This window comes from Cnuella takakiae (assembly GCF_001953305.1).
Classification (GTDB): Bacteria; Bacteroidota; Bacteroidia; order Chitinophagales; family Chitinophagaceae; genus Flavisolibacter; species Flavisolibacter takakiae.
Window position 1 is genome coordinate 4,903,909 of sequence record NZ_MTFE01000010.1, and the last position, 15,688, is coordinate 4,919,596.

17 protein-coding genes are annotated in these 15,688 nt (G+C 49.5%); 12 read left to right on the top strand and 5 right to left on the bottom strand.

Annotated elements, in window-relative coordinates; all coding sequences use genetic code 11:
- Positions 1–800, bottom strand: an 800-nt coding sequence (locus BUE76_RS21035) for an SDR family NAD(P)-dependent oxidoreductase (RefSeq protein ID WP_143313443.1), incomplete at its 3' end; no start/stop codon positions are given.
- A gap of 203 nt (positions 801–1,003) precedes the next feature.
- Between BUE76_RS21035 and BUE76_RS21040 the strand changes: the two genes are divergently transcribed.
- The 3 genes from BUE76_RS21040 to BUE76_RS21050 are packed head-to-tail and all read left to right on the top strand — an operon-like array spanning position 1,004 to position 2,750.
- Positions 1,004–1,501: a hypothetical protein gene (locus tag BUE76_RS21040; protein WP_178371839.1), complete on the top strand. Its 498-nt coding sequence runs from the start codon at positions 1,004–1,006 to the stop codon at positions 1,499–1,501.
- Positions 1,498–2,337 (top strand): hypothetical protein, encoded by an 840-nt coding sequence (locus tag BUE76_RS21045; RefSeq protein ID WP_073044204.1) that lies wholly within the window; start codon positions 1,498–1,500, stop codon positions 2,335–2,337. The genes BUE76_RS21040 and BUE76_RS21045 overlap by 4 nt, the downstream gene beginning before the upstream one ends.
- A gap of 41 nt (positions 2,338–2,378) precedes the next feature.
- Positions 2,379–2,750 (top strand): hypothetical protein, encoded by a 372-nt coding sequence (locus tag BUE76_RS21050; RefSeq protein WP_073044202.1) that lies wholly within the window; start codon positions 2,379–2,381, stop codon positions 2,748–2,750.
- Between the two features lie 230 nt (positions 2,751–2,980).
- Here BUE76_RS21050 and BUE76_RS21055 read toward each other — a convergent pair whose 3' ends face one another.
- Positions 2,981–3,955, bottom strand: a complete 975-nt coding sequence (locus tag BUE76_RS21055; protein ID WP_073044449.1) for a deoxyhypusine synthase family protein — start codon at positions 3,953–3,955, stop codon at positions 2,981–2,983.
- A gap of 294 nt (positions 3,956–4,249) precedes the next feature.
- Entirely contained in the window at positions 4,250–4,690 is a 441-nt protein-coding gene (locus BUE76_RS21060; RefSeq protein ID WP_073044200.1) for a hypothetical protein, read from the bottom strand.
- Between the two features lie 372 nt (positions 4,691–5,062).
- Between BUE76_RS21060 and BUE76_RS21065 the strand changes: the two genes are divergently transcribed.
- The 9 genes from BUE76_RS21065 (at position 5,063) to BUE76_RS21105 (ending at position 13,518) form a co-directional block, all read left to right on the top strand.
- Entirely contained in the window at positions 5,063–5,677 is a 615-nt protein-coding gene (locus BUE76_RS21065) for an acyl carrier protein phosphodiesterase (protein ID WP_073044447.1), read from the top strand.
- 31 nt (positions 5,678–5,708) lie between these two features.
- Positions 5,709–6,323: a DUF2911 domain-containing protein gene (locus tag BUE76_RS21070; RefSeq protein WP_073044198.1), complete on the top strand. Its 615-nt coding sequence runs from the start codon at positions 5,709–5,711 to the stop codon at positions 6,321–6,323.
- A gap of 95 nt (positions 6,324–6,418) precedes the next feature.
- Positions 6,419–7,090: a DUF2911 domain-containing protein gene (locus tag BUE76_RS21075; RefSeq protein ID WP_083596556.1), complete on the top strand. Its 672-nt coding sequence runs from the start codon at positions 6,419–6,421 to the stop codon at positions 7,088–7,090.
- 145 nt (positions 7,091–7,235) lie between these two features.
- The gene (locus BUE76_RS21080; protein WP_073044196.1) at positions 7,236–8,375 is read left to right on the top strand and encodes a cystathionine gamma-synthase; all 1,140 of its coding nucleotides are present in this window, start codon (positions 7,236–7,238) and stop codon (positions 8,373–8,375) included.
- Positions 8,376–8,504: 129 nt separating this feature from the next.
- Positions 8,505–9,407, top strand: coding sequence for an alpha/beta fold hydrolase (locus BUE76_RS21085; protein ID WP_158070015.1), 903 nt, complete (start codon positions 8,505–8,507; stop codon positions 9,405–9,407).
- A 44-nt stretch (positions 9,408–9,451) separates the two neighbouring features.
- Positions 9,452–10,225: a TIGR02757 family protein gene (locus tag BUE76_RS21090; RefSeq protein ID WP_073044192.1), complete on the top strand. Its 774-nt coding sequence runs from the start codon at positions 9,452–9,454 to the stop codon at positions 10,223–10,225.
- 144 nt (positions 10,226–10,369) lie between these two features.
- Positions 10,370–10,669, top strand: coding sequence for a hypothetical protein (locus BUE76_RS21095; protein ID WP_073044190.1), 300 nt, complete (start codon positions 10,370–10,372; stop codon positions 10,667–10,669).
- Positions 10,670–10,778: 109 nt separating this feature from the next.
- Positions 10,779–11,900, top strand: a complete 1,122-nt coding sequence (locus tag BUE76_RS21100; RefSeq protein ID WP_073044188.1) for an N-acetyltransferase — start codon at positions 10,779–10,781, stop codon at positions 11,898–11,900.
- A gap of 76 nt (positions 11,901–11,976) precedes the next feature.
- Positions 11,977–13,518, top strand: a complete 1,542-nt coding sequence (locus tag BUE76_RS21105; RefSeq protein ID WP_073044186.1) for an FAD-dependent oxidoreductase — start codon at positions 11,977–11,979, stop codon at positions 13,516–13,518.
- 112 nt (positions 13,519–13,630) lie between these two features.
- On the opposite strand, the gene gldD is transcribed toward BUE76_RS21105, so the two are convergent.
- Complete coding sequence (gldD, locus tag BUE76_RS21110; protein ID WP_245798375.1) at positions 13,631–14,203, bottom strand: gliding motility lipoprotein GldD; 573 nt, start codon at positions 14,201–14,203, stop codon at positions 13,631–13,633.
- Between the two features lie 65 nt (positions 14,204–14,268).
- Positions 14,269–15,603, bottom strand: coding sequence for a gliding motility-associated protein GldE (gene gldE, locus BUE76_RS21115; RefSeq protein WP_158070016.1), 1,335 nt, complete (start codon positions 15,601–15,603; stop codon positions 14,269–14,271).
- Positions 15,604–15,688: the final 85 nt, after the last annotated feature.

The following is a 15,688-nucleotide window of genomic DNA, read 5'->3' on the forward strand; positions in this document are numbered from 1 at the left end:
TTATCGCTGCGCTGCTCATGCATCTTGCGCATCTGTTCGGCAACCAGGGTATCGGGCATTACATAGTTCATCGTTGTCATCACTTTATTCTTCAGTCCCGATACGATTTTATCATCCCCTTTCATCAGGGCTGCATAACCATCCTTCGCCACTTTTGCCGGATCGGACATGCTGTCTTTTTCCCTGATTTTAAGATCATCGGGGAAATCGGCTTTTTCAAAGAAATCGGTATCGGTAACACCGGGTTGCAGTGCAGTGATGGTTACCGCCGAATCCTTCAGTTCATTTACCAGCGATTCGGTAAAGGAAAGCACAAATGCCTTGGTGGCATGATACACGGCATGCAGGGGGCCGGGCACTTCGGAAGCAATAGATGCCACCTGCAGAATCTTGCCTTCATTACGCGATACCATGTCCTTTAAAAAATAATGGGTAAGTGCCACCAGCGAGGAAACATTCAGCTGAATGATCTCGAGCAGCCGGGGTAAATCCAATTCAACAAACAACCCGTAATTGCCCTGGCCTGCATCGTTTACCAGCACATCTACGGTCAATCCTTTCGATTGCACCTCGTCATAGATTTCCTGGGCCGCCATCGGGTAAAACAAATCTTTTTCGATGGTGATTACCTCTACGCCGTGGGTGCCGGAAAGCTCGCCGGCTTTTTCCTGCAAGGTTTGTTTATCGCGGCCGATTAGGATCAGCGGGTAGCCGTCCGAAGCAAATAGCCTGGCCAGTTCGTATCCAATGCCACTGCTGGCACCGGTAATGAGCGCATAGCGCTTTTGTGCATTTTCCATATTGGGTTTATGGATAAATGCCAAAAGACTATGCCATACCCGGCAGTATTTGTTTCCAGGCCTTGTTCGCATGCTGCAAATTTCCGAAAGCTCAAGTACGTACATGATGGCTGTCATTGTGAGGCCTGTATTGCACCAGCAATATTTGTAGCGATGCCCGGAGCAACAGGCTCAGGAGCATGAACATTTTTAACCATTGCACCATGAACGGCTTGAACGAAAATCTTACTCCTTACCTTATTGCGCAGGCAGTGGCCCTTTGTTTTTTACTGGCAGCCTGGAAAAATACCCGGCTGGCACGCCTGCTCTTCTTTTTGCTATTCTCTGGGGCTGCAGGCATCAATGGTTACCTTGGACTTACCCACCCGGATAGCTACCTGGGCATTGCACAGTTTGCGCTTCCCTTTTATCGCAGGTTTATATTGGGCTGGTTCAGCAGGCACAACCACATCATGGTACCGGCAATTGCTTTTGGACAATTGCTTATTGCTTTCGGTATGCTGCTGCAGGGCTGGTGGGTGCGGTGGGCATGTATAGGAACCATGATCTTTCTTGCTGCCATCATCCCGCTGATGGTAGGTTCCGCTTTTCCTTTTTCGCTTATTGTGGGCTGGGCAGCATATATCGTTTATCGCCACGATGGCAAGGTGCTGTTATGGCACAAACAGCTTGCAGCTATACACCAAAAACAATGGGTATGAAAACACAATCATTCCCAGCCAGGCTGTTGGTATTTACCGGTAGCGCAGCCTTGCTGTCTGCACTTGCTTCAGGCCTGGGCATCGGTGTTCCGGGTGTATACCGCGACAATGCATTTGTACGCACAGCCTGGCTTGCCAATGACTGGGTAACCTTAGCGGTTGTACTGCCTGCATTGATACTTTCTGTTTACCTAAGTTTCAAAAAAAGTAAACTGGCACAAATGGTATGGACGGGCCTGATGGCTTACCTGGTATATAATTATGCCTTTTACCTTTTTGGCGCAGCCTTCAACAAGTTGTTTCTGCTTTATGTACTAGTTGTTATTTGCGGGCTGTACAGTCTCCTGCTGCTGGTACAGCATACCTGTGCGTTAAACATCCCATTATCTACATACAGCAGGCGGTATGCAATGGCCTACCTGCTGGTAATAGGCCTGATGCTGATCGGGGTGGAAACGCCCCCCATCTTTGCCTTTATCAATACAGGGAGGTTGCCGGCCATCATCCCGCAAACCGGGCACCCAACCGCCATTGTATATGCCCTGGACCTCACGCTGGTGGTCCCTTCCTGTCTTATTGCAGTACATGGTTTATGGCACCGCCGCTATTGGGCTGCTACTGTAGCAACCATCATGCTTGTGAAAGGTGCTGCTTATGGATTGGTACTGGTGGCAGGCACCCTGCTCCTGGCTTCAGGAGGTGTGGCCCGCGACCCACTGCTTGCTTTTTATATTTTGATCACCCTGGGCGGTTTGGCTGGTCTTGCAGCAATAGGCAAGGCGATAAAAGGAGCAGTTCATCTGGCTACAAAAAAGAAGGCCATACCGATGTCCTAAAGACTGGCTTCTTTGTTGCAACGCCTCCAGAAAACAAGATTATGATTGGGATAAAAAGAAAACAACACGGCATTGCTGATTATGCCTACGCTCCCCTTGTATGGCTTGCGCCCAGGCTGGCAGGCTTCAGTATGGTACCCCAGGCTAATGTGGCCTGCAAGGCGGCGGCTGTTGGCGCCCTTTCCTATGCACTGCTCACCGATGCAGAATGGGGTGCCGCCAAAGTGCTGCCCTATAAGGCCCACCTGGGTATTGACCTGGCCCTCGGTATCGCATCGGTTGCTGCGCCCTGGTTATTAAAAGTGCAAAACAATAAGCGGGCAAGAAATACCCTGTTGCTGATGGGTGCCGTATCGCTTACCGTTGGGGTACTTTCCTTGTTGGGCACCCGCAGAGACGCTGTTGAAAGCTAAAAGGAATGGTTTCTATAAACCAAAAGCCCCGGAGTGCAATACTCCGGGGCTTTTCGTATCAGGAATGAATTACAGGTATCATTTACTTTATCTGGATCACTTTACCTCCGAGCAACCCGCAATTCCTTTCAATCCTTGCAAAAAATCCTGCACACCACAGGTGCAAGCTTTCAAAATGACTGCTGACCTAAGGCATACCACTCATTCCGGATCATACAAATCTGCGGTTCTTACCAACCGAGGATATAAGCAAACACCAGCGGCGCTACGATGGTAGCATCGCTTTCGATGATATACTTGGGTGTGTGGATGTCGAGCTTACCCCAGGTGATCTTTTCGTTGGGGTGTGCACCCGAGTAAGAACCATAGGAAGTAGTAGAATCGGATATCTGGCAGAAATAGCTCCAGAAAGGAATTTCATGCATTTCCAGATCCTGGTACATCATGGGCACAACGCAGATGGGGAAATCACCGGCAATACCACCGCCAATCTGGAAGAAACCAATGCCTTTACCGGCGCTGTTGTCTTTATAATAGTTGGCCAGCCACACCATGTACTCGATACCGCTCTTCATGGTAGAAGCTTTCAGCTCGCCTTTGTACACGTAAGAAGCGAAGATGTTGCCCATGGTGCTGTCTTCCCAGCCGCCTACCACGATGGGCAGGTTCTTCTCGGCAGCGGCAATCATCCAACTGTCTTTTACATCAATCTGGTAGCTGTCCTTCATCGCGCCGCTGTTCAGCAGCTGGTACATAAACTCATGGGGAAAATAACGCTCACCCTTGTCATCCGCGTCTTTCCAGATTTTGTGGATGTGCTGCTGGATGGTACGGAAAGCCTCTTCTTCAGGAATACAGGTATCGGTAACCCGGTTGAGGCCACGCTCCAGGAGGTCCCACTCTTGCTGCGGCGTCAGGTCGCGCCAGTTGGGGATGCGCTCGTAATGGTTGTGGGCTACCAGGTTCATGATGTCTTCTTCCAGGTTGGCACCGGTACAGCTGATGCTGTGGATCTTGTCCTGGCGGATCATCTCGGCCAGTGACACACCCAGCTCCGCAGTACTCATCGCACCTGCCAGGGTTACCATCATCTTGCCACCTTCCATCAGGTGGGTTTCGTAACCTTTAGCCGCATCTACCAGGGCCGCCGCGTTGAAGTGGCGGTAATGGTGTTGTATAAATTGGGAAACAGGTCCTTTGCTCATGTTGGAAAAATTGAGCGGCAAAAATAAAGCATTCACATAGTAGCGCCGAAAACAGGCGTTAAATTTCTGTGCAGGCAGGCAAACATTAAGTATACCTTTTATGCCGCTCCGGCCGGCTATCTATAAATTGGCCTACCTAACCAGTCTGATTTCCAATTGCCGCTATCCGGCTACGCTGACAGCAGGAATATCCAGCTTTTATTCTTTACCATCCTGCACATCATTGGTCAAAAAAATCCCGCAAGGCACCCAGGCCTCGCGGGATAACACACACAAGCAAAACAGCAGTTTTGGTTATTTTTCAATTCTTTGGTGACGCACCCAGCGGCTGGAGCCTTCCGATTTCAGAATAACCTTCTGGCTTCCGTCTTCCAGAGTGATATAGTAGTAGGTACCACTATCATCGGACACTTCAATAAGGTCAGAGATCCACTGTTTGGAATAATCATTTTTAACCGTTGCCAGCAACACTACGGGCAGTTGCAGCGGGCTGATGTTGCGGGTGATTACTACCAGGTGACCATTGCTATCGTAAAAAGCATTGGCATGCTGCCCGGATACCTGAAAGGACACTTTGTACAGGTCTGCTTCCTGGCTCCATTGCACTTCGCGGGCACCGGCAAAAGAACGGTTGAAAGAACGTACCGCGTGTGGCGATACTACTTCATTGTTGGCGTGGGATGCAGTAGCAAAAAAAGAACTTACTACGGTCATCAGGATGAATAAGGGTTTCATAACAAGTTGTTTATTGGTTTTGTATGTTTTGTTTATTTGTCTCTTTCGACGATTCAAAACTACCATCTGTTACACCCGGCATCAAGCAAATTGTGAAGGGCGGAAGCCGCTGTTAAAAGGTTTAACGATGGGACGAACGGAGACAAGCCACGCGCTGCAAACCCTTGCTGGCAGCAGGTTTGCGCACCAACTACAATTGAACCGACAATCATCCTGATTCATGCTACAGGGGCAACAATCCATCGGCAGCAGCTTGTTTGTATTTGTTAGTGAAAAGCGGAAGAAGGCATTCCTGTTTTCTTTGCACAAGCTTAACCTGCAGCATCCATACACCATGATGAACGGTAAATGAACATGCAGTACCTTGAACCAATGAATTTTCTCGGACATGCATATCTTTCTTTTGGCCATCCCGAAATACTGGTAGGCAATATGATCTCCGATTTTGTAAAAGGCAAAACGCAGTACCAGTATCCCGAAGACATACAAAAAGGCATCAAGCTGCACCGGCTGATTGATGATTATACCGACAGGCACCCCGCTACACTGGCAGCCAAAGAATTTTTCAGGCCTGCATACCGCCTGTATAGCGCACCTATTGTAGATGTGGTATACGACCACTTCCTTGCTTCCGATGAACAAACCCTAACGGATCAGGAACTAAGCGAACTGGCACAAAACACATATAACATACTGGACCAGTTTCATTACCTGCTGCCATCGCCATTGGTAGCGATGTTGCCCTATATGAAAAGAGACAACTGGTTGTATAATTATAAATCGGAGCAGGGTATTTACCGCAGCCTGCAGGGACTGATGCGGCGTGCTTCCATAACCGATGACGGCAGTAAGGCTTTAGCGGTGTTGCTGGCAAACAAAGCAGACCTGGGCATCCAGTACCGGCACATGATTGCGGATGTTAAACATTTTGCAAAAGGCGCCTTTGAAGAACTGATTGATCCTGCCAAATCGTTACCCAACAACTGATTCCTTAATTTTACGCCCCAATCCTTTACACATGAAGCGTGTTTTCTTTTCCCTTGCTATTGCCCTTTCTGGTGTGGGCGCCCAGGCACAAACAGAAGCTACTGCACCTGCCCCTACGCCAGTTGCCCTTAGTGTGGTAGCGCGTTTGCCCGAAGTGGACAAATCGCCGCTCGACATGTGTTATTATCCCGCCAATTACCCGGTACTCAAAATCCAGGACAAAGCCACGGAGCCTTTGGTTGCCCGTGTTATTTACAGCCGCCCCATGGCCAATAACCGCGCTGTTTTCGGCGAGTTGGTAGAGTGGAATAAAGTATGGCGCCTGGGTGCCAACGAAGCCACCGAACTGGAGTTGTACCGCGATGTAAAAATTGGCGGCAAGAAAATCATTAAAGGCAAGTATACTATTTACGCTATTCCCAGCACCGATGCCTGGACGCTGATCCTGAACAAGGACACCGACACCTGGGGCGCATTTAAATACGACGACAAAAAAGATGTGGTGCGGGTACAGGTGCCGGTGAAAAAAACAGGCGCACCGGTAAATGCATTTTCCATGATGTTTGAAAAGGGTTCAAACGATACGATCCTGTTGGACATAGCGTGGGAAAATGCCATGGTAGCACTTCCTATCGCATTGAAATAAGCATCGCATAAGCGGTGCACGTGCCTCTATTTGTATAGAAAGCCCGAAACAGCTTACTGTTCCGGGCTTTCTATTTACCACATACACACGCAATCATGTATCCTGCAAACCTTTATTACAAGAAGTCGTATTTTTTCGGCATGAAAAACATGATTGTTGCGGGTATAGCTTTTCTGCTGGCATCCTGCATGGGCAGCAGCAACGAAAACAATACCCGCACCGATACCCTTCGACGGGACTCCCTGCTCAGTACCGTACAACCCGGCAATGCCCTTTCGCCCATCGACCGTTCTCCAATGGACATGATTTACTTCCCCGTTGATTATCCCATTCTTAAAACCTCGGGCAAGGCAGTAAACCCGCCCTTAGCCAGGGTAATATACAGCCGCCCCCACCGGCAGGGCCGCACCATCTTTGGCAGCCTGGTTCCTTATGGCCAACCCTGGCGGCTGGGCGCCAACGAGGCCACCGAAATAGAACTGTTTGCCCCGGCAACCATTCAAAACAAGCCCGTAGCAAAAGGCCGCTATATCCTGTACTGTATTCCGCAACCAAAGGAATGGACCATTGTTTTCAACAATAACCTGTACACCTGGGGCTTGCAAACCGACAGCACGCAGGATGCTTACCGGTTTACGATTCCGGTAGCACCCACCTCCAAACCTTTGGAAGATTTCACCATGGTATTTATTGCGGCAGCAAATGGCGCAGAACTGCTGGTATCCTGGGAACAGGCGGAAGCCCGTTTGCCCATACAGTTTAAATAAGTGGAACGATACAAGCGCAAAGCACACCAAGGCGATATTTATTACCGGTTTGCAAGATGGATACCTGCCCAAGCTAACAGCCACCTTGGTATGCACAGCCCCTAACCTCCTTTTCGCTACATTCGTATCCCTTAAAACGATACGCATGAAATTAGGTACCAAGTTCATACATGCCGGCGCTGAGCCCGATCCATCGACAGGCGCCATCTGGCCCCCCATTTATCAAACCTCAACCTTTGTACAGGCCGCTCCCGGCGACCACAAAGGCTATGAATATGCACGCTCGCAAAACCCTACCCGCTTTGCGCTTGAAGCGGCATTTGCAGGTATTGAAAACGCCCGGTTTGGACTGGCCTTTGGCAGTGGCGTGGCCGCTACCGATGCTGTGATCAAATTGTTGCAACCCGGCGATGAAGTAATTGCAGGCGCCGATATGTACGGCGGCACCTACCGCCTGTTCTCAAAAGTATTTGCCCGTTTTGGCATCACTTTCCACTATGTGGATATGACCAATGTGCAAAACGTGGCCGCCGTGGTGAATGAAAAAACAAAAATGATCTGGGCCGAAACGCCTACAAATCCTTTGATGAACATTGCCGATATCGAAGCGCTGTCGGCCATTGCCAAACAACACAAACTGATCCTGGTTGTAGACAACACTTTTGCATCACCTTACCTGCAAAATCCACTCGACCTCGGTGCGGATATCGTGATGCACTCTGCTACCAAATACCTCGGTGGCCACAGTGATGTAATCCAGGGTGCGCTCATGCTGAACGATCAGCAGTTGCGTGATGAACTGTACTTTATTCAAAAAAGTTGTGGTGCCGTACCCGGCCCCATGGATTGCTTCCTGGTTTTGCGCGGCATCAAAACCTTGCATGTACGCATGCAGCGTCATTGCGAAAATGGCCGCCAGATTGCGCACTTCCTGCGCAATCATCCTGCGGTTGAAAAAGTATACTGGTGCGGCTTTGAAGACCATCCTGGTTATGCCATTGCGAAAAAGCAAATGCGTGATTTTGGTGGCATGATGAGTTTTACCTTAAAAGATGACAGCGTGGAAAATGCACGCCGTGTACTATCCAGCACCAAACTATTTGCACTTGCGGAAAGCCTTGGTGGTGTAGAGTCGCTGATCAACCATCCTGCCTCAATGACCCATGCTTCCATACCCCGTGAAGAAAGGATTAAAAATGGCTTGACCGATTCCCTTATCCGCCTTAGTGTGGGTATTGAAGATGCAGACGACCTGATTGAAGACCTGAACCAGGCGATTGGTTAAAGGATCGAAAATTCGTTGCAAATGCCGGTGTTGTTCACACCGGCATTTGTTTTTACAAGGAATTGTAACCAATGCTTTCCCGCCTGCGTCTGATGGGCTATCATGAGCAAAACAACCTTACTGAAACCCTTGACGCTGATTCTTGCCAGCCTGCTGTATTTAAGTTCCTTCGCTGTTGATTCCACTTTTTATTTTACCACATCCGACACGGTGCGCTTATATGTACGGGTGGCCGGCAAAGGCAAACCCTGCCTGTTTGTACATGGCGGGCCGGGCTCTACCAGCTACTACTTTGAAGCCTTTCCCGGTGCGGCAATGATCGAAGAAAAGATGCGGATGATTTACTTCGATCAAAGAGGCAGCGGCCGCTCTGACTCGGCACACAATAAGAACTACTCATTGCAACGCATCGAAAAAGACCTGGAAGAAATACGCACTGCACTTGGATACAAACAGTGGGCGGTGATGGGGCATTCTTTCGGTGGCATAATCATCACCTCCTATGCCGCCCATCATCCCCGCACAGTAACGGAGTTGTACATGATTCACGGCACGGTAAACATGCAGGCATCCATGAGCAGCCACCTCGAATTTGGTTTACAGGAAATGGCCATTACTGACCAAATTGCATTTCGCGATACCAACAAAGCACTCAACGAAAGAGTATGGGCAGTACATGATAAACTGAGCGAACGCAACCTCTGGTACAAATTAATGTTTCGCAATGCTGCCGAAAAGATCATCAACGATTCGGTTACCCTAAGTGTTCCGCGCTACAACCGCGACTTTGCTTCCAGTGTATGGCAGGTACCCGAATACTGGAATGATTTTGCACCGCTCACCGCCAATATAAAATGCCCCGTATTGGTGATTACCGGCAGGCAGGACTATGCCATCGGCATCCGGCATTATCAATCCTTCCACTTTCCCAAACAAACGACCGTACACTATATCGGCGGGCATGCTTCTTTCCAGGAAGAGCCGCAGTGGTTTGCCGAAAAAATCCTGGCCTTTGCTGCCCAACATTCCTAAACCTCCAAAGCCCTGCCTCATCCGGCGGGGCTTATCTTTGCAGGGTGGAACAAAGGGATTTCAAAACATTTCTGGACCGTAAAGTAGCAGAGTACAATACGCCTGCATTTATCCTTTCCGATCCTATTTCCATTCCGCACCGTTTCAGTACCCAGCAGGACATTGAAATCTCCGGTTTGTTTGCAGCACTTTTTGCATGGGGCAACCGCACCATCATCATCAACAAAGCCACCCAACTGATGCAACTGATGGACAACGCTCCCTATGAGTTCATACAACAACACAGTGATGATGACCTGCGCAAATTGCTACACTTCAAACACCGAACATTCAACACCACCGACCTGCTGTATTTTATTGAGTTCCTGCGGCACCATTACGAGCAACACGATAGCCTGGAAACTGCTTTTACCCGTGGCATGCAACCGGGCGATGAAAATATTGAAGGCGCACTGAATGGTTTTTACAGCTATTTCTTTTCGCTGCCCGATGCACCATCCCGAACCGCCAAGCATGTGGCCGCACCTTTTAAAGGCTCTACCTGCAAACGCCTTAATATGTACCTGCGGTGGATGGTACGCAAGGACAAGCAAGGTGTGGATTTTGGCATTTGGAAAAAGATCAAACCTGCGCAACTTATTTGTCCTATTGATGTACACGTAGCGCGGGTAGCCAAACGATTCCAGTTGCTTGACCGGAAACAGGTGGACTGGCTTTCAGGCATTGAACTAACGGCCAACCTTAAACGATATGATGCCAACGACCCGGCGAAGTATGACTTTGCCCTGTTTGGGCTGGGTGTAGTAGAAAAGTTTTAGAGAAGTTTCTCACAGATGGCACAGATAACACAGATATGTTTTCATACGAATGAACCTTCCGTTATTCACATCTGGGTCACCAGTGCTATCTGTGAGCAAAGAATATAACAAAGGCTATTCCTCATTTAAGCAAACCCCAAAGCCATGCAAGCAGATGCAGCACTTTCCATTTTACAGAACCAACAGCGCAGCGCAGGTGATATAGACAAGCTGGCGGCCTTGTTGAATGCCCTGGTCTTGCACGACTTTGAAGGCCTGGTTTATTTTTTATACCGGGTAGATGTCCCGGAAAAGGAAGTGCGCAGCATACTGCAGCAGGCGCCACAGGAAGACGCAGGCCGTTTGCTGGCGGCACTGTTGCTGCGGCGGCAGGCAGCTAAGGAACAAAGCCGGCAACAGCTGCGTAAGGACGATACAGACATTCCTGAAGCGGACCGCTGGTGAAACATGCACTTCATACCGCTCAGCGGCCATACATGCAAAACAATTTGCCTGCAATCAATTAAATCCTGCAATCACCACCAATCCAACCATCCGCGATTATTTTTGCGCTATGAAGCTGGTGGAAGTAAATAGCAGACGCACAGAAGACGATTTCATCCAACTACCCAGGTCGATTTACCGCAACGATCGCAACTGGATCTGCCCTTTGGAGCAGGAAGTGCGTAATATTTTCCTGCCTGCCACCAACTCCTTCTTCTCCCATGGCACCTGCACCCGCTGGGTGTTGTATAACCAGGCAGGTAAGGCCATTGGCCGTATCGCTGCCTTTATCAACCACAAAAAAGTAGCCGCAGGACACCGCATGGGTGGTGTTGGTTTCTTTGAATGCATGTATAACAACGGTGCTGCGCACCTCCTGCTGGATACCGCGCGCAGCTGGATACAACAGCAAGGCCTCGAAGGCATGGAAGGCCCGATCAACTTTGGCGAGAATGACAAATTCTGGGGACTGCTGGTAGAAGGCTTCAAACCACCCAGCATGGGCATGAACTACAACCCGCCCTACTACCAGGAGTTTTTTGAAGGATATGGCTTTACCAAGGCTTATGATCAGCTGACTAACTTCCTGGATGCGACCAAGCCCCTGCCCGAACGCTTTACCAAAATTGCCAACTGGATCCGCAAAAAGCCAGGCTATGATTTCCGGCATTTTGATATCCGTCAGTTCGACAAGTTTGCAGCCGATTTCAGGGAGATTTACAACGATGCCTGGCAGGATTTTGAAAACTTCGTCCCCATTGATATGGGCAGCATCAAGGATTCATTTCGCGAGATGAAGCCCATCATGGATGAAAAGATCATCTGGTTTGCCTATCACAACGAAGCGCCTATTGCCTTTGTACTGTGCCTGCCTGATGTAAACCAGATTTTGCGTCATGTAAACGGCAAGCTCGACCTGTTGGGTAAACTGAAATTCCTGTGGTATAAAAACACCACGACCATCGACCGCCTCCGCATTATCATCATGGGCTGCAAAAAGAAATACCAGAACCATGGCGTTGAGTCGGCGCTGATCCAGTGCCTCCAACAGGAAGTGGTGCCCCGCGGCACCATCAAAGGCGTAGAACTGGCCTGGGTAGGCGATTTCAACGACAAGATGATGTCCATACACGAAGCAACCGGTGCGGTACGGGATAAGGTGCACCGGACGTACCGGTATACATTCGACTAGGAACCGCAGATTTGCATGATCATCGGTTCCGGTTGCTGGTACCATTTTTTTATGACTTCCGCCAAACAGGAATCATATGAAACGCGATGGCGCAACTACCAGCCTTTGGCAGCACAACCTTCCCGACTACCAGCCACAGAACAGTACCCTGCCTACCGATGTGGTGGATGTATTGATTGTAGGTGGTGGCATTACCGGTATTACTACGGCCCTGCTGCTGCAACAGGGCGGGCTGCGTTGTGTGGTGGCCGAAGCCCAGACCCTTTGCTTTGGGACAACCGGCGGCACCACCTCGCATATCAATTCCTTTTTTGACACCGACTACCATACCATCCGCCAGGACTTTGGGGTGGAGGGCGCCCAAACCGTGGCACGGGCTACCCGGCAGGCCATTGAGCTTTTTGCCCACCATGTAAAAACTTACAATATCGACTGTGAATTCAGCGAGCGGGATGCCTATGTGTATGCCCAAACCGACGAGCAGGTGAGCCAGTTAAATAAAATGATGGAAGCGTCGCTGGAAGCGGGTGCCTATGTAGCTTATGCCGACAGCATTCCTATTCCCACCGATTTCCAGAAAGCCATCGTATATCCCCGCAATGCGCAGATCCATCCCACAAAGTATGTATTTGCATTAGCAAAGGAGTTTGAAGCCTTAGGCGGTGTTATTCTGCAAAACTGTACGGTTGGCCATGTTGGGGGCGACGAGCTGATGCTGGAAGCCGAAACCAGCATGGGTGTGATCAAAGCCAAGTACCTGGTGTATGCAACCCATATTCCGCCCGGCGGCATCAACCTGCTGCACTTCAGGGCACACCCCTACCGCAGCTATGCCATGGCGGTAACGCTGAACAACGAAAGCCAGTACCCCGAATCGCTGGCTTATAACATGTACGATCCTTACTATTACTACCGCACGCAGGAAACGGATGGCAGGCGTTACCTTATTGTAGGCGGCGAAGATCATAAAACGGCACACGAAGAAAATACCGAAGCCTGTTTCGACCGGCTGGAGGCACATGTGCGCCGCCATTACGATGTAAAGGAAATAGCATTCAAATGGTCCTCACAATACTTTGAGCCAAGTGATGGCCTTGCCTATATCGGCCTCAACCCAGGCACCCACGACAACATCCTTGTGGCAGCAGGATATAGCGGCAATGGCATCACTTACAGCCATATTGCGGCCATTACGCTATCGCAGATGATCCTGCAAAAACAAAGCGAATACGCCACCCTCTTCAATCCAAGGAGGGTAAAGCCTATTGCAGGTTTTACCGAGTTTGTAAAAGAGAACGTAGATGTGGTGAAAGAGTTTTTCAGCAAGCGTTTTTCGCAGGAAGAAATAGCTGTGCTGGCCGATCTGGCACCCGGCGAAGCCAAAGTGGTAAAGTTTGAAGGCGAGTCCATTGCCCTGTATAAAGACGAAGCCGGGAAGCTACATGCCGTAGATCCGATCTGCCCGCACGCCAAGTGCGCCGTAGGCTGGAACCGCGCCGAAAAAAGCTGGGATTGCCCCTGTCATGGCTCGCGCTTTTCCCCCGATGGACAGCTGCTTACCGGACCGGCAAGGAAAGGGTTGGAGCCGATAGATTTGGCGAAATTGATGGAAAGCTAATTTGCTAATGTGCTAATTAGCCAATGTGCCAAAAATTTTGCTCTGATGCTAATGGAGTGACAAGTCAATGCCAGCACCCCTTAGCACATTATCACATTAGCTAATTAGCACATTATTTTTTCCACTCCAATGTATTAATCAGCTGCTGCAAATCTCTACGCAGGAAATCATTTACCGGTTGCAAAGAATCGGCATTGGGCGTGGCGCTGAAGTAAAGGGCGCCGCGTAAAAAATGGCGGGTAGAGTCGGTGATAAAAAACTGGCTGGCTGTAGCGGTATTGCCTTTCAGATTGAAGAAAACTCCCGATAAGCCCTTAGGAGTCACAAATGGCTCGGGCTCGATGGCGGAGGCTTTATACGTGTGTTGTTTATACGAAAGGGTAAAGGCATCGTTTACCAGCGAATCAAAATTGTTTGGCTCCACTTCTTTGTAGCTGATATGGATGCGGCCGCCAAACTGCGGGAAATCGATATTGATCCAATAGGGATTCTCGGGCCGGCTTTCGAAGAAGGTACTGTCTTTTACCACCACACCGTAAGCTGGGTACTGGAAAGTATAAGGGTAACCCTGCTGATTGAAGGTTTGGTACCGCTTATCGGGCATGCCGATTTTAAAATAACCGCGTGGCTTGGGTGTGTAATCGGAGTTGCAGGCAAGCAAAAACAGCACACAGGAAAAAAACATCAAAAACCGGATACCCATACCGCTCATCAGACTTTGAACTTTAAACTATGAACTAAGAACTGCCCTCAGGCTTCCTCGCGTTGCGCAATGGTTACCTGTACGCTGCCGATGCGGTTGCGTTCCACATTCAGCACTTTAAACTGGAAATCGCCGGCGGTAAGCACTTCATTGGCTTGCGGAAACTCGCCTGCAATTTCCAGCACCAGCCCGCCAACGGAATCGCTTTCCCCTTTCACCTTATCAAAAGTATCCAGGCTAAGGCCAAGGTGCCGGCACATATCGTAAAGCATCATTTTGCCATCGATGATGTAGCTGTTGTCGGTGATCTTTTGGATTCCGCTTTCCTCTTCGTCAAACTCGTCATGGATATCGCCAATAATTTCTTCCAGGATGTCTTCCATGGTAACGATACCGCTGGTTCCGCCAAATTCATCTACCACAATAGCAAAGTGAATGCGTTTGTGCTGAAATTCCTGGAGGAGGTCTTTGATCAGTTTCGACTCGGGAACAAAGAAGGTCGGCCTGATCAGGCTGTGCCAATCGAAACTGGTGTTCTCCATATGGGGCACCAGGTCCTTGGTATTGATTACGCCAACAATATCGTCCATGCTGCCCCGGTAAATAGGCAGGCGCGAATAATGCAACTCTTCCACCTTCCCAAGCAGTTCGGGAAAAGAGGTGCTGTATTCAATACCATTCACATCAAGGCGGAAACGCATGATCTGCCGCACATTGATGTTGCCAAACTTCACAATGCCTTTAAGGATATTTTTTTCTTCATCGGTCGTTTCTACCGTATTTACATCAATGGCCTCATCCAACTCACGCACACTGCGGGTTTGCTGCTGGTTGGCGCCACTCACCTGGCTGATGTTTTCGGCTATATCCACCATGCGCAGGGAGATGCGGCGCAATAAAAGGTGAATACCTTCTACTACAGCCGAAGTGCTGTAGGCAAAACGGAGATTGTTCTGGGTAGCCCAAACCTTGGGCAGGATCTTGCCCAGCAGCACGATCACAAAGGCCATCACCAGAATTTTTACCAGCAGGTCGATGTTGATGGGAACGATGATGTGCACGGTACCCAACTGCAAAACCGGGGTGAGCAGGTAATTGCCCAGGATGATGATACTGATATCGAAGATGGTTCCTGCCATCAGCAGGGAAGTGTATACCGCTTTCCGCTCATCGAGCAGGGTGGTGATGCGGCGGGCGGCGGCATGCTGCTTTGTTTTGAGCATGTTTACGTCCTTGGGGAGCAACGAAAACAAGGCGACCTCGGCGCCCGAAGCGATAAAACTCAACAGCAAAAGGATCAGCAACAACACCGCAAGAAAGACGGTACTCTGGGGGTTGATGGCTAAAAGGTGGAATCCATGACTGGCCGTACTGTGATCCAAGCGTATTTATTTGGTGAAAAGTTATTCAAAAGGCAGGTCTTTTAAACCTGCCTATGAACTTAAAAGCAAAATTATGTTTTATCCC

Bases quoted from the DNA above. Each gene is read 5' to 3' on its own strand.
- BUE76_RS21040 (WP_178371839.1), top strand. From the start codon at position 1,004: ATGAACGGCTTGAACGAAAATCTTACTCCTTACCTTATTGCGCAGGCA.
- BUE76_RS21075 (WP_083596556.1), top strand. From the start codon at position 6,419: ATGTATCCTGCAAACCTTTATTACAAGAAGTCGTATTTTTTCGGCATG.
- BUE76_RS21080 (WP_073044196.1), top strand. From the start codon at position 7,236: ATGAAATTAGGTACCAAGTTCATACATGCCGGCGCTGAGCCCGATCCA.
- BUE76_RS21070 (WP_073044198.1), top strand. From the start codon at position 5,709: ATGAAGCGTGTTTTCTTTTCCCTTGCTATTGCCCTTTCTGGTGTGGGC.
- BUE76_RS21105 (WP_073044186.1), top strand. From the start codon at position 11,977: ATGAAACGCGATGGCGCAACTACCAGCCTTTGGCAGCACAACCTTCCC.
- gldD (WP_245798375.1), bottom strand. From the start codon at position 14,203: ATGTTTTTTTCCTGTGTGCTGTTTTTGCTTGCCTGCAACTCCGATTAC.
- BUE76_RS21055 (WP_073044449.1), bottom strand. From the start codon at position 3,955: ATGAGCAAAGGACCTGTTTCCCAATTTATACAACACCATTACCGCCAC.
- BUE76_RS21050 (WP_073044202.1), top strand. From the start codon at position 2,379: ATGATTGGGATAAAAAGAAAACAACACGGCATTGCTGATTATGCCTAC.
- BUE76_RS21065 (WP_073044447.1), top strand. From the start codon at position 5,063: ATGAATTTTCTCGGACATGCATATCTTTCTTTTGGCCATCCCGAAATA.
- BUE76_RS21045 (WP_073044204.1), top strand. From the start codon at position 1,498: ATGAAAACACAATCATTCCCAGCCAGGCTGTTGGTATTTACCGGTAGC.
- BUE76_RS21100 (WP_073044188.1), top strand. From the start codon at position 10,779: ATGAAGCTGGTGGAAGTAAATAGCAGACGCACAGAAGACGATTTCATC.
- BUE76_RS21060 (WP_073044200.1), bottom strand. From the start codon at position 4,690: ATGAAACCCTTATTCATCCTGATGACCGTAGTAAGTTCTTTTTTTGCT.
- BUE76_RS21095 (WP_073044190.1), top strand. From the start codon at position 10,370: ATGCAAGCAGATGCAGCACTTTCCATTTTACAGAACCAACAGCGCAGC.